The sequence below is a fragment of the Microbacterium sp. NPDC089698 genome (genome assembly GCF_044749045.1).
Lineage (GTDB): Bacteria > Actinomycetota > Actinomycetes > Actinomycetales > Microbacteriaceae > Microbacterium.
On the sequence record NZ_JBIVHE010000001.1, the window covers coordinates 422918 to 447252 of the forward strand.

29 protein-coding genes are annotated in these 24335 nt (G+C 70.7%); 16 read left to right on the forward strand and 13 right to left on the reverse strand.

Features of this window, described 5'->3' with window-relative positions; translation table 11 throughout:
* Nucleotides 1-64: 64 nt before the first annotated feature.
* Entirely contained in the window at nt 65-1324 is a 1260-nt protein-coding gene (locus ACIPY5_RS02000) for an LCP family protein (protein ID WP_400966060.1), read from the forward strand.
* A 68-nt stretch (nt 1325-1392) separates the two neighbouring features.
* Nucleotides 1393-2217 carry an SGNH/GDSL hydrolase family protein gene (locus ACIPY5_RS02005; protein ID WP_309338262.1) on the forward strand — a complete coding sequence of 275 codons (825 nt, stop codon included), beginning with the start codon at nt 1393-1395 and terminating at the stop codon, nt 2215-2217.
* Between the two features lie 36 nt (nt 2218-2253).
* Here ACIPY5_RS02005 and ACIPY5_RS02010 read toward each other — a convergent pair whose 3' ends face one another.
* Nucleotides 2254-3072 (reverse strand): TrmH family RNA methyltransferase, encoded by an 819-nt coding sequence (locus ACIPY5_RS02010; protein ID WP_400966064.1) that lies wholly within the window; start codon nt 3070-3072, stop codon nt 2254-2256.
* A gap of 89 nt (nt 3073-3161) precedes the next feature.
* On the opposite strand from ACIPY5_RS02010, the gene ACIPY5_RS02015 reads away from it, so the two are divergent.
* The 3 genes from ACIPY5_RS02015 (at nt 3162) to ACIPY5_RS02025 (ending at nt 5966) form a co-directional block, all read left to right on the forward strand.
* A complete protein-coding gene (locus ACIPY5_RS02015; RefSeq protein ID WP_400966066.1) occupies nt 3162-3998 on the forward strand; it encodes a Sir2 family NAD-dependent protein deacetylase in 837 nt (278 codons plus the stop codon).
* Nucleotides 3995-4579, forward strand: a complete 585-nt coding sequence (locus tag ACIPY5_RS02020) for a histidine phosphatase family protein (RefSeq protein WP_400966069.1) — start codon at nt 3995-3997, stop codon at nt 4577-4579. The genes ACIPY5_RS02015 and ACIPY5_RS02020 overlap by 4 nt, the downstream gene beginning before the upstream one ends.
* A 112-nt stretch (nt 4580-4691) precedes the next feature.
* On the forward strand, nt 4692-5966 hold the full coding sequence (locus tag ACIPY5_RS02025; protein ID WP_309338374.1) for an MFS transporter: 1275 nt from the start codon (nt 4692-4694) through the stop codon (nt 5964-5966).
* 42 nt (nt 5967-6008) lie between these two features.
* Here ACIPY5_RS02025 and ACIPY5_RS02030 read toward each other — a convergent pair whose 3' ends face one another.
* From ACIPY5_RS02030 to ACIPY5_RS02040, 3 genes are read right to left on the reverse strand one after another with little or no spacing between them, the layout of a single operon-like run.
* Nucleotides 6009-7406, reverse strand: a complete 1398-nt coding sequence (locus tag ACIPY5_RS02030; protein WP_400966072.1) for a dihydrolipoamide acetyltransferase family protein — start codon at nt 7404-7406, stop codon at nt 6009-6011.
* Complete coding sequence (locus tag ACIPY5_RS02035; RefSeq protein WP_400966075.1) at nt 7403-8413, reverse strand: alpha-ketoacid dehydrogenase subunit beta; 1011 nt, start codon at nt 8411-8413, stop codon at nt 7403-7405. The genes ACIPY5_RS02030 and ACIPY5_RS02035 overlap by 4 nt, the downstream gene beginning before the upstream one ends.
* 1 nt (nt 8414) lies before the next feature.
* The gene (locus ACIPY5_RS02040; RefSeq protein WP_400966078.1) at nt 8415-9524 is read right to left on the reverse strand and encodes a thiamine pyrophosphate-dependent dehydrogenase E1 component subunit alpha; all 1110 of its coding nucleotides are present in this window, start codon (nt 9522-9524) and stop codon (nt 8415-8417) included.
* 158 nt (nt 9525-9682) lie between these two features.
* On the opposite strand from ACIPY5_RS02040, the gene ACIPY5_RS02045 reads away from it, so the two are divergent.
* Complete coding sequence (locus tag ACIPY5_RS02045) at nt 9683-10168, forward strand: Lrp/AsnC family transcriptional regulator (RefSeq protein ID WP_251440065.1); 486 nt, start codon at nt 9683-9685, stop codon at nt 10166-10168.
* Here ACIPY5_RS02045 and ACIPY5_RS02050 read toward each other — a convergent pair.
* A complete protein-coding gene (locus ACIPY5_RS02050; RefSeq protein WP_400966082.1) occupies nt 10128-11027 on the reverse strand; it encodes an alpha/beta fold hydrolase in 900 nt (299 codons plus the stop codon). The two genes, ACIPY5_RS02045 and ACIPY5_RS02050, sit on opposite strands and share 41 nt — an antisense overlap.
* A 90-nt stretch (nt 11028-11117) precedes the next feature.
* Between ACIPY5_RS02050 and ACIPY5_RS02055 the strand changes: the two genes are divergently transcribed.
* The 3 genes from ACIPY5_RS02055 (at nt 11118) to ACIPY5_RS02065 (ending at nt 12492) form a co-directional block, all read left to right on the forward strand.
* Nucleotides 11118-11864, forward strand: a complete 747-nt coding sequence (locus ACIPY5_RS02055) for an exonuclease domain-containing protein (protein WP_400966085.1) — start codon at nt 11118-11120, stop codon at nt 11862-11864.
* A gap of 41 nt (nt 11865-11905) precedes the next feature.
* On the forward strand, nt 11906-12199 hold the full coding sequence (locus ACIPY5_RS02060; protein WP_400966087.1) for a hypothetical protein: 294 nt from the start codon (nt 11906-11908) through the stop codon (nt 12197-12199).
* Between the two features lie 77 nt (nt 12200-12276).
* A complete protein-coding gene (locus ACIPY5_RS02065) occupies nt 12277-12492 on the forward strand; it encodes a hypothetical protein (protein ID WP_400966090.1) in 216 nt (71 codons plus the stop codon).
* Nucleotides 12493-12544: 52 nt separating this feature from the next.
* Here ACIPY5_RS02065 and ACIPY5_RS02070 read toward each other — a convergent pair whose 3' ends face one another.
* The 3 genes from ACIPY5_RS02070 to glgA all read right to left on the reverse strand — a co-directional run bounded on the left by ACIPY5_RS02070 (nt 12545) and on the right by glgA (nt 14871).
* Nucleotides 12545-12802 carry a type B 50S ribosomal protein L31 gene (locus ACIPY5_RS02070; protein ID WP_045273153.1) on the reverse strand — a complete coding sequence of 86 codons (258 nt, stop codon included), beginning with the start codon at nt 12800-12802 and terminating at the stop codon, nt 12545-12547.
* Between the two features lie 85 nt (nt 12803-12887).
* The gene (locus tag ACIPY5_RS02075) at nt 12888-13670 is read right to left on the reverse strand and encodes an ABC transporter ATP-binding protein (protein WP_400966094.1); all 783 of its coding nucleotides are present in this window, start codon (nt 13668-13670) and stop codon (nt 12888-12890) included.
* Nucleotides 13671-13686: 16 nt separating this feature from the next.
* Nucleotides 13687-14871, reverse strand: a complete 1185-nt coding sequence (glgA, locus tag ACIPY5_RS02080) for a glycogen synthase (RefSeq protein WP_309338300.1) — start codon at nt 14869-14871, stop codon at nt 13687-13689.
* A gap of 46 nt (nt 14872-14917) precedes the next feature.
* Between glgA and ACIPY5_RS02085 the strand changes: the two genes are divergently transcribed.
* From ACIPY5_RS02085 to ACIPY5_RS02095, 3 genes are all read left to right on the forward strand, one after another.
* Entirely contained in the window at nt 14918-16162 is a 1245-nt protein-coding gene (locus ACIPY5_RS02085) for a glucose-1-phosphate adenylyltransferase (RefSeq protein ID WP_309338303.1), read from the forward strand.
* A gap of 63 nt (nt 16163-16225) precedes the next feature.
* Nucleotides 16226-16861 (forward strand): phosphoserine phosphatase SerB, encoded by a 636-nt coding sequence (serB, locus tag ACIPY5_RS02090; RefSeq protein ID WP_400966098.1) that lies wholly within the window; start codon nt 16226-16228, stop codon nt 16859-16861.
* Between the two features lie 90 nt (nt 16862-16951).
* Nucleotides 16952-17644, forward strand: a complete 693-nt coding sequence (locus tag ACIPY5_RS02095) for an alpha/beta fold hydrolase (RefSeq protein WP_400966101.1) — start codon at nt 16952-16954, stop codon at nt 17642-17644.
* A 32-nt stretch (nt 17645-17676) separates the two neighbouring features.
* Here ACIPY5_RS02095 and fabG read toward each other — a convergent pair whose 3' ends face one another.
* Entirely contained in the window at nt 17677-18387 is a 711-nt protein-coding gene (gene fabG / locus ACIPY5_RS02100) for a 3-oxoacyl-ACP reductase FabG (protein WP_045273159.1), read from the reverse strand.
* Nucleotides 18388-18504: 117 nt separating this feature from the next.
* On the opposite strand from fabG, the gene ACIPY5_RS02105 reads away from it, so the two are divergent.
* Genes ACIPY5_RS02105 through ACIPY5_RS02120 form a run of 4 tightly spaced genes read left to right on the forward strand, consistent with a single transcriptional unit; the run spans nt 18505 to nt 20574 of the window.
* Nucleotides 18505-19134 carry a DUF4190 domain-containing protein gene (locus ACIPY5_RS02105; protein WP_400966105.1) on the forward strand — a complete coding sequence of 210 codons (630 nt, stop codon included), beginning with the start codon at nt 18505-18507 and terminating at the stop codon, nt 19132-19134.
* Nucleotides 19135-19172: 38 nt separating this feature from the next.
* On the forward strand, nt 19173-19529 hold the full coding sequence (locus tag ACIPY5_RS02110) for a DUF3099 domain-containing protein (protein ID WP_309338314.1): 357 nt from the start codon (nt 19173-19175) through the stop codon (nt 19527-19529).
* Complete coding sequence (locus ACIPY5_RS02115) at nt 19526-19750, forward strand: hypothetical protein (RefSeq protein WP_400966108.1); 225 nt, start codon at nt 19526-19528, stop codon at nt 19748-19750. The genes ACIPY5_RS02110 and ACIPY5_RS02115 overlap by 4 nt, the downstream gene beginning before the upstream one ends.
* Entirely contained in the window at nt 19747-20574 is an 828-nt protein-coding gene (locus ACIPY5_RS02120; protein WP_400966110.1) for an SURF1 family protein, read from the forward strand. The genes ACIPY5_RS02115 and ACIPY5_RS02120 overlap by 4 nt, the downstream gene beginning before the upstream one ends.
* A gap of 112 nt (nt 20575-20686) precedes the next feature.
* On the opposite strand, the gene ACIPY5_RS02125 is transcribed toward ACIPY5_RS02120, so the two are convergent.
* The 4 genes from ACIPY5_RS02125 to ACIPY5_RS02140 form a co-directional block, all read right to left on the reverse strand.
* Nucleotides 20687-22285: an ABC-F family ATP-binding cassette domain-containing protein gene (locus ACIPY5_RS02125; protein WP_309338322.1), complete on the reverse strand. Its 1599-nt coding sequence runs from the start codon at nt 22283-22285 to the stop codon at nt 20687-20689.
* 119 nt (nt 22286-22404) lie between these two features.
* Complete coding sequence (locus ACIPY5_RS02130) at nt 22405-23007, reverse strand: CbiQ family ECF transporter T component (protein ID WP_400966114.1); 603 nt, start codon at nt 23005-23007, stop codon at nt 22405-22407.
* A gap of 10 nt (nt 23008-23017) precedes the next feature.
* Entirely contained in the window at nt 23018-23698 is a 681-nt protein-coding gene (locus ACIPY5_RS02135; protein WP_400966117.1) for an energy-coupling factor ABC transporter ATP-binding protein, read from the reverse strand.
* A complete protein-coding gene (locus tag ACIPY5_RS02140; RefSeq protein ID WP_400966119.1) occupies nt 23688-24257 on the reverse strand; it encodes a biotin transporter BioY in 570 nt (189 codons plus the stop codon). Before ACIPY5_RS02140 ends, ACIPY5_RS02135 begins: the two co-directional genes overlap by 11 nt.
* Nucleotides 24258-24335: the final 78 nt, after the last annotated feature.

Below are 24335 nucleotides of genomic sequence, written 5' to 3' on the forward strand. Positions count from 1 at the left end.
CCGCAGACGTTCGTAGAGTGCAGTCCGGCATTCCACTCGGAGCGCCCTGCCCGAAGGAATCTCCGTGACACGACACCGTTCGGCGCGCCCGATCGCTCAGCACAGCTCTGCGCGACGTCCCCGCGCCCTGGCGCGAGCGCTTCGCACGCTCGGCATCGCACTCGCCGTCGTCCTGGTGAGCGGCGTGGCCGTGGTCGGGTACGTGGTCAGCGACCTCACCGCGGCCGTGGCGCACAACAGCGTGCAGCTGGAAGGCGGCCCGACGACCGCACCCGACATCGGCGCCTACAAGAACGGCTTCAACCTGCTCGTCGTGGGCATCGACGCCTGTGAGGCGAAGTACGCCGATCTTTTCCCCGGGCGCTGCGACGGCCCTGACGCCTCGAGCGTGAACAACGACGTGACGGTGCTCATGCATGTCTCGAACACCCCGCGCCGCATCACGGTCGTCAGCTTCCCTCGCGACATGGTCGTTCCCGTGCCCTCGTGCACGGCCAAGGACGGCACGTCGGTCTCCGCCCAGAGCGGCGCGATGATCAACACCACCTACGACGAAGGCGGGCTGTCATGCGTCGCCAAGACCGTGTCGGCACTGTCCGGACAGCAGGTCGACTTCGCGGCCGCGGTGAACTTCGGCACCGTGATCGACATCACGAACGCGATCGGAGGAGTCCAGGTCTGCCTCGCGACGCCGATCGACGATGCCTACACCGGACTCAACCTCAGCGCGGGCGAGCACACGATCCAGGGCCTGCAGGCGCTGCAGTTCCTGCGCACCCGCCACGGTCTCGTGAGCGGGAGCGACCTCGCGCGCATCGGCAACCAGCAGCAGTATCTGGCCAGCCTCGCCCGCCAGCTCACGAGCGGCAAGGTGCTCTCGAACGTGCCCGAGGTGCTCAAGATCGCCACGATCGCGCTGTCGAACCTCGAGGCGAGCACGACGCTCAACAACCCCACGACGATCCTCCAGCTCGCGCTCGCGGTCAAGGACGTGCAGCCTTCGGACATCACCTTCATCCAGTACCCGAACCTCACCGACCCGGACAACCCCAACCGCGTCATCCCGGACGACTCCTCCGCCCAGACCCTCTGGGCCGCGGTCGCGGCCAACCAGCCGGTGCTCATCACGCATCAGAACACGGTGAACGACGGCGTCACGGTCGAGCCGACGACGCCGACGGCGGCGCCGACTCCGGCGCCCAGCACCTCGGCTCCGGCGACCGCGGCGCCGACGCCGGCCCCCTCCGCGGTCCCGCTCTCGGACAACGTGCGCGGCAGCACCGCCGCGCAGCAGACCTGCACGAACGGCGACACCAGCGGCTGATCCTCCCCGTCCGCGGGTAGTCTCGGATGCTGTGCCGCCGAACAGGCGCCCGCGAGGAGGAGAGGATCATGTCCGGTCACGAGCCGCGCACCCCGTACGTCCCCAACGACACCCCGCACCCGTGGCATCGCTACGTGGCCCTCGGCGACTCGTTCACCGAGGGGATCGGCGATCCGGAGCCGAGCGCGCCCGGGGGCCACCGCGGCTGGGCCGATCGCGTCGCTGAGGTGCTCGGTGCCCAGAGCGAGGACTTCGCCTACGCCAACCTCGCGGTGCGCGGCAAGCTCATCGGGCAGATCAGCGACGAGCAGGTCGCCCCGGCGATCGCACTGAACCCCGACCTCATCACGCTGTGCGCGGGCGGCAACGATGTCATCCGCCCCGGCACGGATCCGGACGAGATCGCCGTGCTGCTCGACGACATGGTCACCCGCCTCGCCCGCACCGGTGCCGCGATCGTGCTGATCACCGGCATCGACACGAACTTCACCCCGGTGTTCCGGCCGTTCCGCGGCAAGGTCGCGATCTACAACGAGAACGTGCGCGCGGTCGCCGAGCGGCACGACTGCATCGTCGCCGATCAGTGGGGGCTCAAGACCATCCAGGATCCGCGCTTCTTCGCCGACGACCGGCTGCACATGAACCCGCTCGGCCACCATGAGGTCGCGCGGATGGTGCTGCGCGCCCTGAACGTGCCGAACGACCTGCAGGAGATGGTCGCCGACCCGTTCCCCGAGCGCACCTGGCGCGAAGCCCGCAATGAGGACCTGGTCTGGGCGCGCACGCACCTCGTGCCCTGGGTCCTGCGGCGCCTGCGCCACCAGTCCTCCGGCGACACGATCGAGGCCAAGCGCCCCGAGCCGATGCCCGTGGTCCTGCCGCACGAGGAATGAGGCGGCACCGGAGCGCCCGAGCGCTCCGGAACACTGTCAGGACCCTGCTGCCGGCGGATGCTGCAGCGCCCAGAGCGCGACGGCGGCGGTCGAGGCGACGTTGAGCGAATCCACGCCGCCGGCCATCGGGATGGTCACGACGGCGTCCGCCGCCGCCAGCGCCGGGGCGGTGAGTCCTGGCCCCTCGGATCCGAACGCGAGTGCGACCCGTTCCGGACGCCGCGCTGCGTAGGACTCGAGCGTCTCGGCATCGTCGCGGAGCGCGAGCGCGGCGATCCCGATGCCCTCTGCGCGCAGGATCGGCGCCAGCTCCTCCCAGCCGGCGAAGCGCGTCCACGGCACCTGGAACACGGTTCCGGTGCTGACCTTGACGCTGCGGCGGTACAGCGGATCCGCGCAGCGGGCCGAGACGAGCACCGCGTCGGCGCCGAGAGCCGCTGCCGCGCGAAAGGCGGATCCGACGTTCTGATGCTCTACGAGATCCTCCAGCACGAGGATCGTGCGGGCGTCGCGGACCACCTCCTCGAGTGCGGGGAGTGCGGGCCGGTGCATGGCCGCCAGCGCACCGCGATGCACGGGGAATCCCGCGGCCGCCTCGACCACCGTGTCGGCGCAGACGTACACGTCGACCTCGGCGTCGCCGAACAGCGCGCGAAGGCCGTCCAGCCAGCGTTCCTGGGTCAGCACGGACCGCGGGTGGTGAGCGGCCCCGATCGCCCGTTCGATGACCTTGAGGGACTCGGCGATGTACAGCCCGCCGTCGACATCGCTGCGCAGGCGCAGCGCGGTGTCGGTCAGCCCGCGATAGTCGTCGAGCCGGGGATCTGCGGGGTCGTCGATGCGGATCTCGTGCACGGATCCACTCTCGCAGGTCGTCCCGCCGCGTGCCCGCCCACCCGGCCGCCGTGCAGGATCGCGCCCGTAGACTCGGGCGAGGAGGTCGGATGAACAGCAGCACCGCGTCGTTGCACGCCCAGCTCGAGCCCGTCGCAGAGCTCCTCTCCGATCGCCGCATCGCGGTCCTGACGGGCGCCGGACTCTCCACCGACTCGGGCATCCCCGCCTATCGCGGAGCCGGATCGACGCCGCGGCGCACGCCGATGACCGTGCAGACGTTCCTCGCCACGGAGGACGCGCAGCGCCGCTACTGGCTGGGCAGCCATCTCGGCTGGCGGTCGTTCGGCACCGCCGCGCCGAACGCCGGCCATCGGGCGATCGCCGGGCTCGAGGAGGCCGGCCGGGCGGTCGGCGCGATCACGCAGAACGTCGACGGCCTGCACCTCGCCGCCGGGTCCGCCCGCGTGGTCGAGCTGCACGGCACGATGCGGACCGTGCTGTGCCTGCGCTGCGGGCAGAGCTTCTCCCGCGATGCCGTCGCCGCCCAGATCGAGGAGAGCAACACCTGGCTCCACGTTCCGGACGAAGTGCTGCTCGGCCCGGACGGCGATGTGCGCCCCGAGACCACGGAGGGCTTCGTCCTGCCGGTCTGCACGGTGTGCGCCGGCCCGTTGAAGCCCGATGTCGTCTTCTTCGGCGAGTTCATCCCGGCCGAACGGTTCGCGACCGCCGAGGCCCTGCTGCGCTCCGGAGACGCACTGATCGTCGCGGGATCGTCCTTGGTCGTCAACTCGGGCATCCGGATCATCGAGCGCGCTCGCCGCCGCGGTCTGCCCATCGTCATCGTCAACCTCGAGCCCACGCGCGCCGACGCGTGGGCATCCGCGACGATCGCCGCCTCCACAAGCCTCGTCCTCCCCGCCCTCCTGGAGCTGCTCACGTGACCCTGATCACCCTCATCCGCCACGGTCAGACCGATTGGAACCTGGAGGGCCGCATCCAGGGATCCACCGACATCCCCCTCAACGACACCGGCCGTGCACAAGCGCGCGACGCGGCTGCGCAGCTGTCGGGCGTCGCCTTCGATCACGTCTACGCGAGCCCGCTCGGACGCGCACGGGAGACCGCGGAGATCATCGCCCGCGAGCGAGGACTGCCCGCGCCGCTCATCACGGTCGGGATGCGCGAGCACGAGTTCGGTGAGGCCGAAGGGCTGCTCTGGGATGAGTACCGGATGCGGTTCGGAGCGCGGAGCGACGACGTCCCCGGTGCCGAGACCGTGCGCCAGCTGACGGATCGTGCCCTCGCCTCGCTCGCGCGGATCGATCTCTCGGCACGGCGCCGCTCCGCACCCCGTGTGGAGTCGGTGCTGGTCTGCACGCACGGCGGCGTCATCCGCGCGCTGCTCGAGCATGCCTCCGGCGGCACCCTGCCCGCGCCGGGCGAGCGACTCGGGAACGCCTCGGTGCACCGCTTCGCGATGGACGGCGGGGGCCTCCGCCTGCTCGACGCCTCCCTCGTCTGAGGCCCGCGCGGCCGGGGCGGCGCCCCGACCCGCCTCACGGCCGGGCGTAGGATCGAAGTCGCCGCCGATCCCGAGGAGAGCCGTGAATCCCGCCCCTGCACCGACCTGGCGGATGTGGCTGATCTGGATCGTGGGCGTGTCCGCCTACGTGCTCTCGATCACGAACCGGACGTCCCTTTCGGCGGTCGGCGTGGACGCCGCGCACCTGTTCCAGGCCGACGCATCGACGCTCTCGCTCTTCGCGGTGCTGCAGCTCGCCGTGTACGGACTCATGCAGATCCCCGTGGGCCTTCTGCTGGACCGCTACGGATCCCGGCCGATCATGGTCGCGGGCATGCTGCTCATGGCGGTCGGCCAACTCGTGATGGCCTTCGCACCGAACGTGGGCGTCGCGATCGTCGCGCGCATGATCCTCGGCGCCGGCGACGCGGCGATCTTCCCCGGTGTGCTGCGCCTCGTGGCCATCTGGTTCCCCGCGCAGCGCGGGCCGCTCATGGCGCAGCTGACCGGCATCGTCGGCCAGCTCGGGCAGCTGGTCGCGCTCCTCCCCCTGCCGTTGCTGCTCCACTCGACCTCGTGGTCCGTCACGTTCGGAAGCCTCGCCGGGCTCGGCGTCCTGTTCACCGTGCTCGTCTTCGCCCTGATCCGCAACCGCCCGCCCGAGCTCACCGAGGACGTCTCGGTGAACACCGACACCGGTGCGATCCGCGTGGTCACCTCGCAGGCGGATCTGCGCGTCACCCTGCGCGAGGCGCTCGCCCACCCCGGAACGCGCCTCGGCTTCTGGACGCACTTCACCACGCCGTTCGCGGGCACGGCCTTCATGATGCTCTGGGGCATCCCGTTCCTCACCAACGGCGAGGGCCTCTCGATCGGGGCCGCCTCGCTCGTCACGACGGTCTACGTCCTGTTCGGGATCCTGTTCGGCCCGGTGCTGGGAACGCTCTCCGCACGCCACCCGACGAGCCGCTCGCTCATGCTCGTCCTGCCGACCATCGCCCTGCAGGTGGTCGTCTGGCTGGCCGTGATCCTCTGGCCCGGTCAGGCGCCGCTCTGGCTGCTGATCCTGCTCGCGATCGCCCTCGCCACGGGCGGCCCCGCCTCGATGGTCGCCTTCGACCATGCGCGCACGCACAACCCGCAGCACCGGCTCAGCACGGCGACGGGCGTGGTCAACGGCGGAGGCTTCCTGGCCGCGCTGATCGCGATCTTCCTGATCGGCCTCGCGCTCGACCTGCAGGGCGCCGGAACGCCCGCCACGTACACGCTCGACGCGTTCCGGTGGGCGTTCGTCACCCAGGTGCCGCTGTGGATCATCGGCACGGCCTTCATCGTGCGCGAGCGGCGCCTCACCCGGCGGGTTCTGGGGCTGGAGCGCCGCCCCTGACGCGGCCGATCGCGCCACCCTCCGGCGGCGCGATCAACGCATTCAGCCCAGCAGCATCGCGCGGCCCGGCTCCTGCAGGACGTCTGCGACGGCCTTCAGGAACTGCGCGCCCTCGGCGCCATCCACGATCCGGTGATCGAAAGACAGGCTGAGCGTCATGACGTCGCGCAGCGCGATCTCGCCCTTGTACTCCCAGGGCAGTCGCCGCACGGCTCCGAGCGCGAGGATCCCGGTCTGCCCCGGAGGAAGGATCGGGGTGCCCGCGTCGATGCCGAACACACCGATGTTGGTGAGCGAGAACGTGCCGCCGATGAGGTCCGCCGGCGGGGTCTTGCCGCTGCGCGCCGTGCGCGTGAGGTCGGCGACGGCGGCCGCGAGCTCGCCGAGCGGCATCCGCTCGGCGTCGCGGATGATCGGCACGATCAGGCCGCGCTCCGTCGCGGCCGCGATACCGAGATCCACGAAGTGCTGCTGCACGATCTCGCCGGCATCGCCGTCCCACCGGGAGTTCAGCCCGGGGAACGCGGCGAGGGCCAGGCACACCGCCTTGGCGACCACGGTGAGCACGCCGATCCGCGGAGCCTCGGGCTTGGCGGTCGCCCGCAGCGAGGCGATCAGCTCGCTCGTCGCGGTCACGTCCACCGTGTGGAAGGTGGTCACGTGCGGCGCGGTGAACGCGCTCTGCACCATCGCCTCGGCGGTGTGCTTGCGCACTCCGCGGATCGGGATCCGGGTGGTGGCGCGCTCCCCCGTGGTCCGGCGCACCGGGGCGGCCGCCGCCGCGGACGCCGAGGGCGCCTCCGCAGCCGCACCCTCGCCGCGCTGCACGAGGCGCTCGCGGTAGGCGTCGACGTCGGCGCGGGTGATCACCCGGTCGCCGAGCTCGGCCGCGACGAGCACCAGGTCGATGCCCAGGCCCTTCGCATAGGCGCGGACGGGCGGGGTGGAGCGGGGGCGCTCGCCGCGGACAGGCGGGGCCGGGACCACGGCGATGTCGTCGTGCGGGGCCGCCACGCGCACGTCGACGTCCGCGGTGACGGTCGTCGCGGCGACGGTTCCCGCGCTCGCGCGGCGTGCACGACGCTGCGGGCGGCCGCTCGACGGCGCGGCGCCGTAGCCGACCAGATTCGGCCCGGAACCCTCTTCGACCTCGGCCGCGGCAGCGCCGGCGGCCGGCGCTGCGGATTCGGGCGCCTCCTGCCCCTCGATCTCGAAGCCCACCAGCGGCGCGCCCACGAGGACCACGTCCCCCGCGGCCGCGTGCAGGGAGGCGATCACGCCCGCGTGCGGCGAGGGCAGCTCGACGATCGCCTTGGCGGTCTCCACCTCGGCGAGCGTCTGGTTCAGCGTGACGGTGTCGCCCTCGGCGACCAGCCACTGCACGATCTCCGCCTCGGTGAGACCCTCACCGAGGTCGGGAAGGAGGAACTCCTGCTTCATCGGTCGACCCCCTCCAGCAGCTGCTCGTCATCGCAGACGCGGTCGACCGCGTCCAGGATCCGATCCAGGTCCGGCAGGTGGAACTTCTCCAGCTTCGCCGGCGGATACGGGATGTCATGGCCCGTGACGCGCAGGGGTGCCGCCTCGAGCCAGGTGAAGCACTTCTCGGTGATGCTCGCGATGACCTCGGCGGCGACGCCGGCCTCGCGCGCCGCCTCGTGCGCGACGACGACCCGCCCGGTCCGGCGCACCGAGGCGCAGACGGTGCCGTAGTCGATCGGCGAGAGCGAGCGCAGATCGATCACCTCGAGCGACCGCCCCTCGGCCTCGGCGGCCTCGGCGGCCTCGAGTGCGGTGCGCACCATGGCGCCGTAGGTCACGATCGTGGCGTCCGTGCCCTCGCGGACCACCCGGGCGAGGCCCATCGGCGCCGCGTCCGCGAGCGGGGTGTCCAGATCGACCTCGCCCTTGGCGTGGTACAGCCGCTTGGGCTCGAAGAAGATCACCGGGTCGTCGCTCGCGATCGCCTGACGCAGGCAGGTGTACGCGTCCTGCGGGTTCGAGACGGCGACCACGCGGAGACCGGCAGTGTGCACGAAGTACGCCTCCGGCGACTCCGAGTGGTGCTCGGCCGCGCCGATGCCTCCGCCCCAGGGGATCCGGATCGTGATCGGCATCGGCACGGTGCCCTGCGTCCGGTAGTGCAGCTTCGCGACCTGGGAGACGATCTGATCGAACGCGGGATAGACGAAGCCGTCGAACTGGATCTCGACCACCGGCCGGTAGCCGCGCATCGCGAGCCCGACGGCCGTGCCGACGATCCCGGACTCCGCGAGCGGCGTGTCGATGACCCGCTCCGCGCCGAACTCGTCCAGGAGACCGTCGGTGATCCGGAACACGCCGCCGAGTTTGCCGATGTCCTCGCCGAGCAGGACGACCTTCGGGTCATCCGCCAGGGACTGCGTGAGGGCGGCGCCGAGCGCCTTGCCCATCGTCATCTGGGTCATGTCACGCCTCCGCGAGGGTCGCGAGGTAGCGGGCGTAGTCGGCGCGCTCCTCGTCGAGACCGGTGTGCGGCTCCGCGTACACGCCGTCGAACACCGCCAGCGGCGCGCGCGTCGTGAGGCTCAGGCACGCGGCGCGCATCTGCATGGCCGCTTCGTCCGCCTCCGCCGCGAAGCCCGCGGCGATCTCGTCGGTGAGCACGCCCTCCGCGCGCAGCAGCGCCTCGACCCGCGCGAGCGGATCCTTGCCCCGCCAGTACTCGAGCTCGGCAGGGTCCCGGTAGCGGGTGGGGTCGTCCGCGGTGGTGTGCGGGCCCATCCGGTACGTGACGAGCTCCAGGAACGCCGGAGATCCGCCGCGGGCCTGCTCGAGCGCCCAGCGGGTCGCCGCGAACACCGCGAGCACGTCGTTGCCGTCCACGCGCATGCTGGGGATCCCGAAGCCGGGGGCGCGCCCCGCGATCGGGTGCTGCGACTGGACGGCCACGGGCTCGGAGATCGCCCAGTGGTTGTTCTGGCAGATGAAGACGACCGGGGCGCGGTACGAGGAGGCGAAGATCATGGCCTCGTTCACGTCGCCCTGGCTCGTCGCCCCGTCGCCGAAGTAGGTGACCGCGACCTGGTCGGAGCCGTCGTGCTGGATGCCGAGCGCATAGCCGACCGCGTGGAGCGTCTGCGCGCCGATGATGATCTGCAGAGGCGCCATGTGCATCACGGCGGGGTCGTAGGCGGCGCCCTCCTCGCCGCGCCACATGCGCACGTAGTCGCCGGGCTGGGCTCCGCGCGTGAGCATCACCCCGGTCTCGCGGTAGCTCGGGAAGACCACGTCATCGCTCTTGAGCGCGCGGCCGGAGCCGATCTGTGCGGCCTCCTGCCCCTGGCACGGGGCCCACAGGCCGAGCTGGCCCTGGCGCTGCAGCGCCACGCCCTCGCTGTCGAGCCGGCGCAGGACGATCATGTCGCGCAGGAGCGAGAGCAGCTGGTCGGAGGAGACCTCCGCGGCATAGGGGGCGAGACGCGTGTCGTTGCGGCGCCGCCCATGGGCGTCGATGAGGGCGGCGGGCTCGTCGAGCCCGATGCCGGTCACGGTGATGGGATCAAGGTGGGTTGACATCTTCGTCCTCCTCAGTGGGTCCGCCCTCGTGGGAAGGATCCGGTGCGTCTTCGCTTGCCCTGAGCGTACGTCTGCTTCACACGTCGCTCAAGCATTCGACGGCTGTCTGAGCATGTTGCCAACTAATGCCTCTTAGCAGGGTGCTAGCCTTTGGCAACATGGCAACCCTTGATCGCACCGATCTCGACATCCTCGAGATGCTCTCCGCCGACCCGCGCACGACGGTGGTCGCGATGGCCGAGAAGCTGCGCCTCTCCCGCAACACCATCCAGGCCCGCATGGCCCGGCTGGAGCAGACCGGGGTGTTCCTGCCCTATGAGCGTGCCTTCTCCCCCGCCGTCCTCGGGTACCCGCTGCAAGCCTTCGTGAGCATCGGCGTCCGCCAGACCGAGCTGCCCCGGATCATCGCCGAGCTCGCACGCGTGCCGGAGGTCGTGCAGGCGCACGGCCTGAGCGGTTCGATCGATCTGCTCGCACTCGTCGCCTGCCGCGACGCGCGCCACCTGTTCGACACCGACGCCCGTATCCTCTCGATCGACGGCGTGGAGCGGACCGAGACGTCGCTCGCGATGGGCGAGGTCATCCCGTTCCGCGTCGGCGGCCTTATGGGGCTGGCACGACGAGAGGCCGGAGGAACCGCCTGATCGCGCCCGCGGCCTCGGCCGGGGTCTCGTAGTGGATCAGATGCCCGACGTGCGCGATCTCGACGAGCTCGGCGTCCGGGAAGAGAGGCACGAGCGCGCGCTCGGCCTCGATCGGGGTGATGTCATCGCGCTGCGCGGCCAGCAGCAGGGTCGGGACCGCGATACGCGGCGCGAACTCGCGGACGTCGTGCGAGACGCTCGTGCGGAACGCCTGGCTGAGCACGTCGCGGTCGGAGAACCGTGAGAAGTACGTGTCGTGCTGATCGTGCACGAACCGGCGCAGTTCCGGATCCCGCGTCTTCGCCATCGCGATGCTCATCGCGCGCACGATGACCCTGTTGCGCAGAAGCTCGGTGCCGAGGGCCTCGGGAAGCCGCGCGCCGAGGGCGTAGTAGAGCATGGCCAGACGCGTCAGCACCGCCTTCGGTCCTTCCAGCGCGGGCGCGCCGATCGGATTGACCAGGATCAACCGCGGCGTCTCCAGTCCCCCGGCGACGGCGGCGGAGGCCACGATCGAGCCGAAGGAGTGCCCCAGGACGACCGCGCCAGGGGCGACCTGCGCGGCGAAGTCCGTGAGCCACTGGGCGTAGGCGTCGATGTCGTGCTCACGTCCGGGAAGCGGCGCCGTCTCGCCGAAACCCGGCAGATCCGGCATGATCACGCGCACTCCCGGAAGGTGGGCGACGACGGGCTCGAGCCCGTGGTGCTCGCCCCGGAAGCCGTGCACGGCGAGAACCGTGACCTCCGCGTCCTCAGGACCGTAGACCCAGTACGCGGTTCGCCCGCCGAGGACCTCGGCCTCCTGCCGGTGCACGGGGATGCGATCCAGGCGTGCGGCGTAGGGGGAAGGCGCGGGCATGCCTCGAGTCTACGGGCGCGATCCCGGCCGCCTGCGCGCACTGCCGCGCGCCGGACCGGCGATGTCGGCCCCTCGCCCTACGGTGGCGTCATGACCGCTTCGACGCCGCTGCCGCCCTGGGTGACCCGCGTCGGAGTCTTCGACCTCGAGACCACGGGGATCGACGTCACGCGGGATCGCATCGTCACCGCGCACGTCGGCGTGCTGGACCACCACGGCGCCGAGATCGCGGCACGGACGTGGCTGGCGGATCCTGGCGTGCCCATCCCGGCCGGCGCCACCGCGATCCACGGCATCACCTCGGAACGCGCGCACCGCGACGGCTCTCCCGCGGCCCAGGTCATCGCAGGCGTGGTCGCGGCTCTGAGATCCCTCCTCGACCAGGGTGTGCCGGTCGTGGCCTACAACGCGGCGTTCGACTTCTCCCTCCTTGCGCATGAGGCGCGACGGCACAGGATCGCGCCGCTGGAGAACCCGTCTCCGGTGATCGATCCGCTGATCATCGACAAGACCTACGACCGCTACCGCCCCGGCAAGAGGACGCTCGAGATCGTCGCCGCGCACTACGGGGTCGATCTGACCGGCGCGCACGACGCCTCCGCGGATGCCGTCGCGGCGGGCCGGGTCGCGCAGGCCCTCGCCCAGCGCTTCCCGCTCCCGCCCAGCGCCGGCGAGCTGCACACCCGTCAGATCGGCTGGGCCCGAGCACAGGCCGCGAGCCTCACCGACTACTTCGTGCGCATCGGGCGCATCGAACCGACCGAGCGCGTCGACGGCCGCTGGCCCGTCCGCGACGGTGATGCCACCCGTCAGGACGTCGCGGCCGGATCCCTCTGACGACGGATCCGGATCCGCGTCGGGAGGCGTAGCCTGCTGGTGTGAAGGAGACCCTGAACGCAGTGCTGGGCTGGGGCGCTGTCGCCCTGCCCGTCGCGCTCGGGCTGTACGTCCTCGGCTACGCCGTGTGGACGCTCTCCCCTCGCCGACCGCTCGAGAAGCGCTATGCCGGGCGCGGCGGAGGAATCGGCGGCGCCTTCGACAGCGTGTTCGCCCCTTCGTCGATGGAGGCCGAGGCCGAACGCGACCGGCAGACCCGGCGGACCGCTCCGGCGCCCGCCCCCGGCGACCCGCCGTGGGGAATCGACGGCGACAGGATCCGGATCGACCTCTGAGCCGCACGGTCGGCACCCGCGGACGGGCGCGCGGTAAAATGGGCGGTTACCCGATGGAGGGAGATCCGATCGCCATGATGAACGACACCGAGCGCATCGACGTCCTCGAACGCGAGATCGAGAGGATGCAGACCGTCATCGACTTCCTGCAGGTGACGTTCGCCCACGAGCCGAAGCGCAAGAACCGCTTCCGGCGCGTGATCCGGCACGCCGAGGGCAAGATCGACGGCATCCGGTTCGCCCTGGAGACGATCCGGTCCTCGCCGTCCGACGCCGGAGGACCCTCCTCCTAGACAGCGGAAAGCCCCCGTCCTCGATCGAGGACGGGGGCTTTCGCGGAGGCGATTACTTGGAGGAACCGCCGAAGTTCTTGAAGCGCTGGTTGAACTTCTCGACGCGGCCGGCCGAGTCCATGATGCGCTGCTTGCCCGTGTAGAACGGGTGCGAGGCCGAGGAGATCTCGACGTCGATGACGGGGTACTCCACGCCGTCCAGCTCGATCGTCTTGTCGCTCGTGACCGTCGAACGGGTGAGGAACGTGTCGCCCGAACCGAGGTCGCGGAACACGACGGCCTGGTACTGGGGGTGGATGTCAGTCTTCATGGGATTCCTTACGTGGTGCCCTGGATTGTGCCAGGGGCGAGGGAAGTCTGCGGTGCAGAGCGCACCAAGGATCGATTCTAACAGATCAGGCGGCTCGTGCCGCGTAGCGGCCTTCGACCCGGTCCAGCGAGATCGGCATGCCGAACGCGTCGCTCAGCGCCTCGGCCGTGAGCGTCTGCTCGATCGGTCCCGCCGCGACGATCGCGCCGTCGCGCAGCAGCAGGACGTGCGTGAAGCCGACCGGGATCTCCTCGACGTGGTGCGTGACCATGACCATCGCGGGCGTCGTCGGCGACTGGGCGAATCCGCCGAGCAGGGCCAGCAGCTCCTCGCGTGCGCCGAGGTCGAGGCTCGCGCTCGGCTCGTCCAGCAGCAGCAGCTCCGGATCGGTCATCACGGCCCGCGCGATCTGCACGCGCTTCTGCTCGCCGTCGCTGAGCGTACCGAAGTGGCGCTCGGCGAGATGCTCCAGATGCCACTGCTCGAGAACGCGCATCGCGCGGCGCTCGTCGATCGACTCGTAGGACTCGTTCCAGCGCCCCATGACGGAGTACGCCGCGGTCATGACGGTGTTCAGCACGGTCTCGTCGGCCGGGATCCGGCGGGCCATCGCCGAGGAGGCGAAGCCGATCCGCGGACGGATCTCGAACACGTCGGTGCGGCCGAGGGTCTCCCCCAGGACGTCGACCCGACCCTGGGTCGGATGCATGAGGGTGTCGGCCAGCTGGAGCAGCGTCGTCTTGCCCGCGCCGTTGGGACCGAGCACGACCCAGCGGTGGTCGTCCTCGACGGTCCAGGTGAGGTGATCGACGATGTTGCGGCCGTCGCGGCGCACCACGACATCCGAGAATTCGAGGACGGCAGACATGCCTTCACCCTATCGGTCAGGCCGTCAGCTCCTCGTAGAGCGCCCTTGTCGTGTCGGCGATCGCGCCCCAGCTGAACTCCTCCGCCGCGCGACGCCGCCCCGCCTCGCCGTACGCCTTCGCCTGCGCGGGATCCGAGACGACCTCGGTCAGCACGGCGGCGAGATCCGACACGTAGCGATCCGGATCCACCGGGGTCCCCGTGCCGTCCTGCACCTGCTCGATCGGCACCAGGCGGCCGGTCACCCGGTCGTCCACGACCTCGGGGATCCCTCCCGTCGCGGTCCCGACGACCGCCGCTCCACAGGCCATCGCCTCGAGGTTCACGATGCCGAGCGGCTCATACACGGACGGGCATACGAACGTCGTCGCGGCGGTGAGGATCGCGGAGAGCTCGTGCCGGGGCAGCATCCGCTCGATCCAGACCACGCCCTGCCGCGTCGCCTGCAGACCACGGACGAGCTCCTGCACCTCCGCCATGATCTCCGGGGTGTCCGGCGCGCCGGCGCACAGCACCAGCTGCACCTCGGGCGGGAGCAGCGCTGCCGCCCGCAGCAGGTAGGGCAGGCCCTTCTGACGTGTGATCCGCCCGACGAACACGACGGACGGCCGGTCGGGATCGATGCCCTGGGCGCGCACGAAATCGGGGTCGTCGACCGGGTGCCAGGCCTCCACATCGATGCCGTTGTGGATGACCCGCACCTTCGCGGGATCCACCTGCGGATAACTGCGCAGGATGTCGGCGCGCATGCCCGCGCTCACCGCGATGATCGCTGCCGCGTTCTCGTAGGCGAGTCTCTCCACGCCGCTCGAGACCGCATAGCCGCCGCCGAGCTGCTCCGCCTTCCACGGCCGCAGCGGCTCGAGGCTGTGCGCGGTGAGCACGTGCGGGATGCCGTGCAGCTGCGACGCGATGTGCCCGGCGAAGTTCGCGTACCAGGTGTGACTGTGCACGACGTCGGCGCCCGCGACGTCCGGCACGATGACCAGATCCGTGCCCAGCGTCTGCAGCGCGGCGTTCGCCGAGGCCAGTTCCGCAGGAGTTCGGTAAGCCGTCACATCCTGTTCATCCCGCTCCGCGCCGAAGGCCCGAACCCGCACATCGATGCTCTCTCGCAGGGCTTTCACCAGCTCGGCGACATGCACGCCGGCCCCTCCGTAGATCTCCGGCGGGTACTCCTTGGTGACGATGTCGACGCGCATGTCGTGAACGCTAGTACATGCATCGACGTGGCTCTATGGTGGACCCATGTCGGCACCAAAGAAGGTTTTCGGGATCATCCTCGCCGGCGGCGAGGGCAAGCGGCTCATGCCTCTGACGGCGGATCGAGCCAAGCCCGCCGTGCCCTTCGGCGGTCAGTACCGATTGATCGATTTCGCGATCTCCAACCTGATCAACTCGGGTCTGCGCCAGATCGTGGTCCTCACGCAGTACAAGTCCCACAGCCTCGACAGGCACATCTCGCAGACCTGGCGGATGTCGGCGCTGCTCGACTCCTACGTCACCTCGGTGCCCGCTCAGCAGCGACTCGGCAAGCGCTGGTTCTCCGGATCCGCGGACGCGATCCTGCAGAGCCTGAACCTGATCCTGGACGAGAAGCCCGACATCGTCGTCGTGATCGGCGCCGACCACGTCTATCGCATGGACTTCCGCCAGATGATCGACGCGCACATCGAATCCGGCGCGCGCGCCACGGTCGCCGGCATCCGGCAGCCGCTCGCCCTGGCCTCGCAGTTCGGCGTGATCGACGTCGCGGACGACGACTCCGGCCGCATCAACCAGTTCCTGGAGAAGCCGTCCGACCCGACGGGGCTCCCGGACTCCCCGCACGAGGTGCTCGCCTCGATGGGCAACTACGTGTTCGACGCCGATGCGCTCATCGAGGCCGTCGAGGCCGACGGCGAGCTGGCCGGGTCCAACCACGACATGGGCGGCGACATCGTCCCCTACTTCGTCGGTCGCGGAGAGGCCGGCTTCTATGACATGAAGCAGAACGAGGTTCCGGGCTCCTCCCCGCGCGACCGCTCCTACTGGCGGGACGTGGGCACGATCGAGTCGTTCTTCGACGCGCACATGGATCTGATCTCCACGCTGCCGATCTTCAACCTCTACAACATGGAGTGGCCGATCCACGCGCAGGCGGTGAACTCGCCGCCCGCGAAGTTCGTGCGCGACTCGGTCGGGCGGATCGGCAATGCGATCGACTCCATCGTGTCGCTCGGATCCGTGCTCTCCGGCACGCATCTCGAGCGCAGTGTCGTCGGTCCGTGGACCCTCGCCGCCGGCGGGTCGACGATCACCGACTCGGTGCTGTTCGACGGCGTGAGGGTCGGACAGGGCGCGCGCGTGCACAGGGCGATCCTGGACAAGAATGTCGTGCTGCTCGACGGCGCCACAGTCGGCGTCGATCGGGAGCGCGACCTCGACCGCGGCTTCACGATCACCGAGACCGGCTTGACCGTGGTCGGCAAGGGAGTGCGCATCGAGCGCTGAGCGACGCCCGTCCCGATCGTCACAGCGGCGGGGACCCGCCGGCCCGGCCGCTACGCTCATCGAGTGACCTCTGCGCGCTTCCTCGTCGTCCTCGATGCCGATTCCACGCTCATCCGCAACGAGGTGATCGAACTCCTCGCCGAGGAGGCCGGCCGCCGGGACGAGGTGCAGGCCGCGACCGAGGCGGCGATGCGCGGCGAGGTCGACTTCGCGACGAGCCTGCGCTCCCGCGTCGCGGCGCTGACCGGCGTCCCCACGGCCGCGTTCGAGCGGGTGCGCGGCCGTATCGAGCCCACCCCCGGAGTGCGCGAGCTCACTGCGGCCGTGCACGAGCGCGGTGGCGTGGTCGGCGTGGTCTCGGGAGGCTTCCACGAGATCCTCGATGCCATCGCGCCGGAGCTCGGCGTGGACCGGTGGCGTGCGAACCGTCTCGAGGTCGCGGAGGATGCGCTGACCGGACGGGTCGACGGCGCCATCGTCGACGGCGCGGCCAAGGCGGCGTCCCTGCGAGAATGGGCCGCCGAGCTCGGCGTCGCCCCCCACGCCACGATCGCGATCGGCGACGGCGCGAACGATCTTCCGATGATGGCGGCGGCGGGGCTGGGTCTCGCCTTCAACGCGAAGCCCGCCGTCCGCGCGGCGGCCTCGCTCGTCGTCGGCCGGGTCGACCTGTCCCAGGCCATCCCGCTGCTGCCCTGACCGCACGGCCGGCCCCGCGGCGCCGGCCGGCCCCTGGCGCTCTGTCGGCCCCCCTGGCGCTCTGTCGGCGGCCCCGCCTAGCGTGGGCGCATGGACATCATCCTCGTACCCGGCCTCTGGCTCGATGCCGACTCCTGGGCCCCTGTGCTCGAACCGCTGCGCGAGGCCGGCCATACGCCGCGGCCGCTGACGCTGCCCGGCGTGGGTGCGCCGTCTTCCGGATCCGCCGACCTGCGCTTGGACGACTGGATCGCCGCGGTCGTCGCCGCGGTCGACGAGGCGCAGGGCGACGTGGTGCTCGTCGGCCACTCCGGTGGGGGCAACGTGATCTGGGGCGCCGTGGATGCGCGTCCCGACCGCGTGCGCCGTGCGGTCTTCGTCGACACAGTCCCTCCGCCGAACGGCAGCGGGATCAGCGAGTTCCCGGTGGTGGACGGGGTCATCCCGTTCCCCGGCTGGGACTTCTTCGACGCGAGCGACGTCGAGGATCTCGACGCGCCGACCCGAGAGGCAGCGGCCCGCGCCGCGCGGAGCGTTCCCGCGCGGATCCCGACGGATCCGATCGCGCTGGCGGATCCGCGTCGCTACGACGTCCCGGCGACCCTGCTCATGGGGTCGCTCACGCAGCCCGAGCTCGAGGGATACCTCGAGCAGTGGGGCTCCTACGGCGACGAGTACCGCGGCATCCGCGACGCCGAGGTCGTGCGGATCGGATCCGGTCACTGGCCGCAGTACTCGGCCCCGGAACGGCTCGCGGAGCTGCTGGTCGCGGCCGTCCGCTGACGCGGACGGTCACGCGCGGGGATCGGCGCGCTTCAGTGCCCCATGCCGAGGCCGCCGTCGACCGGGATGACGGCGCCGGAGATGTAGGCGGCGTCATCCGAGGCGATCCACGTGACCACGCCGGCCACCTCGTCCGCGGAGGCGAAGCGGCCCGCCGGGATGCTCGCCTTGTACTGCTTCTGGGTGTCCTCGGGCAGCTCGGCGGTCATGTCGGTCTCGATGAAGCCGGGGGCGACGACGTTCGCCGTGATCCCGCGGGCTCCGAGCTCGCGGGTGAGCGAGCGGGCGAAGCCGACGAGCGCGCTCTTCGACGCCGCATAGTTGATCTGGCCGGCGGATCCGTAGAGTCCGACCACGCTGGAGATGAGGATCACGCGTCCGAACCGCGCCTTGAGCATGCCCTTCGACGCGCGCTTGACGACGCGGAAGGATCCGCCCAGGTTCGTCGACACCACGCTGTCGAAGTCGTCCTCGCTCATCCGCAGCAGGAGCGTGTCCTTCGTGATGCCGGCGTTCGCGACGACGATCTCCACTGGACCCAGCTTCTGCTCGACCTCCGTGAACGCCGCATCCACCGCCGCCGCGTCCGTGACGTCGGCGCGTACGGTCAGCGTGCCCTCGGGGCCTTCACCGCTGCGCGCGGTGACGGCGACGCGATAGCCGTCACGCACGAAGCGCTCGGCGATCGCGCGGCCGATGCCGCGGTTTCCGCCGGTGACGAGGACGACGCGATCAGTGCTCATGCAGGCTCCCAAGAATCGAGGTGTACGGCTCGCAAGCCTATCGAGCGGATCTTGCGGCAGGAATTGACAGGGCCCTGAGAGCACGGAAATCTTTGTGTTGACCCAGGAGGAACAGTCATGAGCAACGACAACGGCGGCACCCCGCCGCAGGGACAGCAGCCCCCCGCATACCCGGGCGCCCCGGTGCCCCCGCAACAGCCCGCCTACCCGTCCGCCGCACCGGCACCGCAGAACCCGGTTCCGCCGGCACCCGCCTACCAGGGAGCCGCTCCGCAGCAGCCCGCCGCACCGCAGCAGCCCGCGCCGTCCTACCCGGGAGCTGCACCGCAGCAGCCCGCGTATCCCGCGCCGGGTGCGCAGCAGCCCGCCGCACCGAGCTACCCGGGCACGGCCCCCGCAGCACCCGGTTACCCGGCAGGCTCGTACGCACAGCCCTACGGGCAGCCGTACCCCGCACCGCTGAAGTCGAACGGTCTCGCGATCGCCTCCATGATCTGCGGCATCGCGAGCGTGCTGTTCTGCTGGGTGTACCTCATCCTGCCGCTGGCGCTCGGCCTCGCGGCCGTCATCATGGGGCACATCTCGCTCAAGAGGATCAAGAACGACTCGGCGCTCGGCGGCAAGCCGCTGGCGATCACCGGCCTCATCACCGGTTACGTCGGAATCGCGCTCGGCGTCATCATCGGCGCCTTCCTGATCTTCGCGATCATCTACGCGGTCTCGCTGAGCAACAGCTACGGCTACTGAGCGCCTGCGAGGTCGCGGCGGCGTAGGCTGGAGTCATCGTGAGAAGGACTCCAGACGCCGCCGTGACCTCCCTGCCGCGCGCACCGCGCGACGAGGCGAGGGACCGCGTGCGCCATTACGTCATCACGATGTCCATCCGCATGGTCTGCTTCGTGCTGATGTTCGTGGTGCAGCCGATGGGCTGGTGGACCTGGGCCTTCGGGATCGCCGCGGCGGTCCTTCCGTACATCGCGGTCGTCTTCGCGAATGCGGGCGACGATTCGGTGCCCACCGGTGTCGAGTCGCCGCGCATCCAGATCGCGGCGAGCGATGACGCTCCCCCGCCCGCGCCGAGCGAACCCCCGGTGATCACGATCTCCGAGACGGCCGCGCACCCCGCCGAGCCGCGCTCGTGATCGCTCGCGATCCGGCCCTGAAATGCTCACGCGCCGGCTGCCGCTCCGCGGCGACGCACCGCATCGTGTGGCGCAATCCGCGCATCCACGGTCCTGAGCGGGAGAAGATCTGGCTCGCGTGCGATGAGCACCTGCGCTTCCTGTACGACTACCTGCGCGCCCGGGAGTTCCCGGCGCGCATCGACGACGCCGTGGGCGAAGGCGAGGGCGAACCCGGATGATGCGTCAGCGCCTGCTCCGATGGAGCGCCTACCTCGCCGTCGCGATCGTGTTCGCGATCGTGTGCGCCTACCTCTCGAACTGGCAGTTCTCACGCAACGACGGGCGTCAGACTCAGCTCGAACTCGTGCAGCAGAACTACGATGCAAAGCCCGTGCCGCTCGGGCAGCTGCTCTCCCCCGGCGAGACCCTCCCGGAGAAGTCCCAGTGGCACCCGGTATCGCTGAAGGGGCGGTACGAACCCTCCGGACAGCTGCTGGTGCGCAACCGCCCGCACGGCGGCACCAGCGCCTTCGAAGTGCTCGTGCCGTTCCGCACGGATGACGGCCGTGTGTTCATCGTCAATCGCGGATGGGTCATCGCGGGCGACGGATCCGATGTGCCGACCTCGATCCCGGCGCCCCCCGCGGGCGAGACGACGGTGATCGCACGCCTCCGCCCTGCTGAGCCGTTGCCGCCTTCCGGCCGCGGCGCACCCGAGGGCCAGGTGCCCAGCATCAACCTCGCGCTGGTGGCGGACAAGATCGGCGGCGGCGCCGCGGTGGACACCGGGGCGTACGGCGAACTCGTCAGCGAGTCCCCCGCTCCCGCCTCGCGCCCGCACGCGTTCGAGGCCCCCTCGGACGATCCCGGACCGTTCCTGTCCTACGCGATCCAGTGGATCCTGTTCGCCATCATGGGCTTCATCTTCATCGGCTACGTCATCCGCACCGAGATCATCAAGCACCGCGACGAGGCCGCCGGCCGCGCACCGCGCGAGCCCCGCCGCCGTCGCGATCGCGACATGGACGACGAGGACGCCCTCCTCGACGCCGTCCAGCACTGACCGCGCTTCCGCACTCCCCGCGACCGCGAGACTCCAACGGGGCGACGAGACTGCGCTTCTAGAGCGCAGTCTCGTCGCGGAGTTGGAGTCTCGCGGTCAAGAAGGGGGGGGGTCAGGCCAGCTCGATGAGGTCCTGGTACTCCTTGGACCAGATGTCCTCGACGCCGTCGGGCAGGATCAGCACGCGCTCGGGGTTGAGGGACTCCACGGCGCCGGGATCGTGCGAGACGAGGACGACGGCGCCCTCGTAATGCGCGAGCGCACCGAGGATCTCCTCGCGCGAGGCGGGGTCGAGGTTGTTCGTGGGCTCGTCCAGCAGCAGCATGTTCGCCGCCGAGACGACGAGCGTCGCGAGCGAGAGGCGCGTCTTCTCACCACCGGAGAGGACTCCGGCCGGCTTGTGCACATCCTCGCCCGTGAACAGGAAGGATCCCAGGACCTTGCGCGCCTCGGTCTCGTTGAGATCGGGGGCGGAGGACATCATGTTCTCCAGCACGGAGCGCTTCACGTCCAGGTTCTCGTGCTCCTGGGCGTAGTAGCCGACCTTGAGACCGTGCCCGGGCTCGAGCTGCCCGGTGTCCGGCTGGTCGACCCCCGCGAGGATCCGCAGCAGCGTGGTCTTGCCGGCGCCGTTCAGACCCAGCACCACGACCTTGGATCCGCGGTCGATCGCGAGGTCGACGTCGGTGAAGATCTCGAGCGAGCCGTAGGACTTCGACAGCCCGGACGCCATGAGCGGGGTCTTGCCGCAGGGCGCGGGCTTCGGGAAGCGCAGCTTGGCGACGCGGTCGACCTGGCGCACCTCCTCCAGCCCCGAGAGCAGCTTCTCCGCGCGCGCCACCATCTGGTGCGCCGCGGCGGCCTTGCTGGCCTTCGCGCCGAAGCGGGCGGCCTGCTGCTGCAGCGAGGTCGCCTTCTTCTCGGCGTTGGCGCGTTCCTTCTTGCGGCGCTCCTCGTCGGCCACGCGCTGGCGGAGGTAGTTCTTCCAGTTCATGTTGTAGATGTCGATCATCTGGCGGTTCGCGTCCAGGTAGAACACCCGGTTCACCGTCTCGCCGACGAGCTCGACATCGTGGCTGATCACGATCAGCCCGCCCTTGTAGCCCTTGAGGAACTCGCGGAGCCACACGACGCTGTCCGCGTCGAGGTGGTTGGTGGGCTCGTCGAGGATCATCGTCTCCGCATCGGAGAACAGGATGCGCGCGAGCTCGATGCGACGGCGCTGGCCGCCGGAGAGCGTCTTGAGCTGCTGGTCGAGGATCCGGTCGGGCAGCGAGAGATTGTGCGCGATCGATGCCGCCTCGGCCTCCGCGGCGTACCCGCCCATCGCCTCGAAGCGCTCGGTGAGGTTGCCGAACTGACGCATCGCCTTCTCCGCGACCGCCGGGTCATCGGAGCCCATGAGCTCGGAGGCCTCGCGGATCCGCAGGGTCAGGGATCCGAGCCCGCGGGCATCCAGGATCCTGGTGCGGGCCAGCATCTCGGGGTCGCCGGAGCGCGGGTCCTGCGGCAGGTACCCCAGCTCCCCGTTGCGGTCGACCTTGCCGTCGGAAGGGATCAGGTCCCCCGCGAGCACCTTCGTCAGCGTGGTCTTGCCGGCGCCGTTGCGGCCGACGAGGCCGATCTTGTCGCCGTCGGCGACGCGGAAGGACACGTTCTCCATGAGGAGGCGCGCCCCCACGCGGATCTCGAGGTCGTGCACGGCGAGCACAGCGGACGTCCGTTCTTCAGAAGGGGGTGAGCGGCCGGATGGCCAGCCCCCCAGTATAGGACGCACGGCTGGACCCGATCTGCGCGTCCGGGCCGGCGACCGCGTCCGCCCGGACGGCGTCAGCCCAGCCCGCGCGCGGCGAGGGCCTCCCCCACAGCGTCCGCGTGGCGCAGCGTGCGGACCAGGAGCGGCACCGCCATCCGCGGCCCCAGGCGCACTCCCCGCGCCTCCTGCGCCTCCCGGACGGCGCTCACGAAGCTCCCCACGACCGGTGCCATCGTGATGGTCAGCGAGAGGACCAACGCGACGGCGTCCGCGTTCACGCCGAGCGGCCGCAGCGGGAGCAGCAGCCTCCGGATCACCGCCATGAGCGCGCTGGTCGACGTCGAGCGGGTCACCAGCTCCGCGAGGAGCAGCAGCGCCACGATCCGGCCCGTGTTCACGGCCGCCGCCGTCACGCTCACGGAGACCACCAGGGCGATGCCGAGGATGAGGACGAGCCAGCGCAGCCGCCACCAGGCCTCCCCCAGAGCGCGCACGCCGAAGCCGCCGAGCAGGAACAGCACGCTGACCGCCAGGACCACGCCCGCGATCGGCAGGACGGCGCCGGACGTCGCCGGCACGAACGAGAGCCCGAGCGCGATCACCGCCAGCAGCGCGAGCTTCACGCCCGCGGGCGCCCGGTGCAGGAACCCGGATCCGGGACGGTAGAGCGAGATCATCCGCGGATCCTCACGCGCAGGCCTGCAGGTATGCCGCGATCACTTCGTCCGGCGCCCCCTGGGCGAGGACGCGCCCCTCCTCGATGAGCACGGCCTCGTCGCAGCGCCGGGCGAGCTCGAGGTCGTGCGTCACCAGCACGAGAGGGACATCGAGCTCCTCCAGAAGCGCATCGCCGATGCGGCGGCTGTTGCGCAGATCGAGGCGCGTGGTCGGCTCGTCTGCTACCACGAGTCGCGGGCGTCCGATCAGCACCGAGGCCAGCGCGAGCAGCTGCTTCTGGCCCCCGGACAGCTCCGCCGCGGGCGCGTGCCGCAAAGGGCCGAGTCCGCACAGCATCAGCGCTTCGTCCACGCGCGCCGCGCGCTCGTCCGCGGGAACGTCGTGCAGCGACAGTGCGAGGTCCTCGGCGGGCGTCGGCATGAGGATCTGGGTCTCCGGATCCGCGAACACGAACCCCACCCTGCGTCGCACCTCGCGCGCATCGCGCGCCGGATCGAGCCCGCCGACGCGCACCTCGCCCGCGGTCGCGACGTGCAGACCGTTCAGCAGGCGGGCCAGGCTCGACTTCCCCGATCCGTTCGCTCCGATCACAGCCGTCCGGCGCGCCGCCAGCCGCAGCGAGACGTCATCGAGGATCGTCCGCCCGTCGATGCGCAGCGAGACCGCGCGCAGCTCGATGTCAGGCGACACGCACGGCCGTCCGCCGGAAGGCGCGCGGGTAGGCGCGCTGCAGCGCGACGACCAGCACGGTGGCGACGACCGCCTTGAGGAGGTCGCCGGGGAGGAACGCGAGACTCGACAGGGCCGTCAGTCCGAGGGGCGCGCCCGTGGCCAGAGACTGCACGGGGATCCCGAACAGGTACACGACCCCGATGCCGCCGAGGACCGCCGCGAGGCCCGCGCGCCACCAGGTGACGCGCCGGGACCCCATGATCAGTCCGATCACGACGACGCCCGCGACCCAGCCCACGAGATAGCCCGCGCTCGGACCGGCGAAGACGCCCAGTCCACCGCGACCGCCCGCCAGCACGGGCAGCCCCACCGCGGCGAGGGCGAGCACGACCAGCACCGACAGCGGCCCGAGACGCGGACCGAGGACGAGTCCCGCGAGCATCACGCCGAGGGTCTGCGCCGTGATCGGCACTCCCCCGGGAAGCGGCACGATGACGAGTCCGAGCGCGATGATGAGCGCCGCGAACACGGCGATGCGGGCGGCGTCTGCGCCCCAGGGGTGGGAGGTCGAAGTCATGGGATCCCCTTCGGATCTACGGCTGGAGCGGCGGTTCGGGTGGAAACGCACACATCCTGAACACTGTTCACCTGAACG

Coding starts and splice junctions, on each gene's coding strand:
- ACIPY5_RS02005 (WP_309338262.1), top strand. CDS start 1,393: ATGTCCGGTCACGAGCCGCGCACCCCGTACGTCCCCAACGACACCCCG.
- ACIPY5_RS02015 (WP_400966066.1), top strand. CDS start 3,162: ATGAACAGCAGCACCGCGTCGTTGCACGCCCAGCTCGAGCCCGTCGCA.
- ACIPY5_RS02025 (WP_309338374.1), top strand. CDS start 4,692: ATGTGGCTGATCTGGATCGTGGGCGTGTCCGCCTACGTGCTCTCGATC.
- ACIPY5_RS02030 (WP_400966072.1), bottom strand. CDS start 7,406: ATGAAGCAGGAGTTCCTCCTTCCCGACCTCGGTGAGGGTCTCACCGAG.
- ACIPY5_RS02035 (WP_400966075.1), bottom strand. CDS start 8,413: ATGACCCAGATGACGATGGGCAAGGCGCTCGGCGCCGCCCTCACGCAG.
- ACIPY5_RS02040 (WP_400966078.1), bottom strand. CDS start 9,524: ATGTCAACCCACCTTGATCCCATCACCGTGACCGGCATCGGGCTCGAC.
- ACIPY5_RS02045 (WP_251440065.1), top strand. CDS start 9,683: ATGGCAACCCTTGATCGCACCGATCTCGACATCCTCGAGATGCTCTCC.
- ACIPY5_RS02050 (WP_400966082.1), bottom strand. CDS start 11,027: ATGCCCGCGCCTTCCCCCTACGCCGCACGCCTGGATCGCATCCCCGTG.
- ACIPY5_RS02055 (WP_400966085.1), top strand. CDS start 11,118: ATGACCGCTTCGACGCCGCTGCCGCCCTGGGTGACCCGCGTCGGAGTC.
- ACIPY5_RS02065 (WP_400966090.1), top strand. CDS start 12,277: ATGAACGACACCGAGCGCATCGACGTCCTCGAACGCGAGATCGAGAGG.
- ACIPY5_RS02070 (WP_045273153.1), bottom strand. CDS start 12,802: ATGAAGACTGACATCCACCCCCAGTACCAGGCCGTCGTGTTCCGCGAC.
- ACIPY5_RS02075 (WP_400966094.1), bottom strand. CDS start 13,670: ATGTCTGCCGTCCTCGAATTCTCGGATGTCGTGGTGCGCCGCGACGGC.
- glgA (WP_309338300.1), bottom strand. CDS start 14,871: ATGCGCGTCGACATCGTCACCAAGGAGTACCCGCCGGAGATCTACGGA.
- ACIPY5_RS02085 (WP_309338303.1), top strand. CDS start 14,918: ATGTCGGCACCAAAGAAGGTTTTCGGGATCATCCTCGCCGGCGGCGAG.
- ACIPY5_RS02095 (WP_400966101.1), top strand. CDS start 16,952: ATGGACATCATCCTCGTACCCGGCCTCTGGCTCGATGCCGACTCCTGG.
- fabG (WP_045273159.1), bottom strand. CDS start 18,387: ATGAGCACTGATCGCGTCGTCCTCGTCACCGGCGGAAACCGCGGCATC.
- ACIPY5_RS02105 (WP_400966105.1), top strand. CDS start 18,505: ATGAGCAACGACAACGGCGGCACCCCGCCGCAGGGACAGCAGCCCCCC.
- ACIPY5_RS02120 (WP_400966110.1), top strand. CDS start 19,747: ATGATGCGTCAGCGCCTGCTCCGATGGAGCGCCTACCTCGCCGTCGCG.
- ACIPY5_RS02130 (WP_400966114.1), bottom strand. CDS start 23,007: ATGATCTCGCTCTACCGTCCCGGATCCGGGTTCCTGCACCGGGCGCCC.
- ACIPY5_RS02140 (WP_400966119.1), bottom strand. CDS start 24,257: ATGACTTCGACCTCCCACCCCTGGGGCGCAGACGCCGCCCGCATCGCC.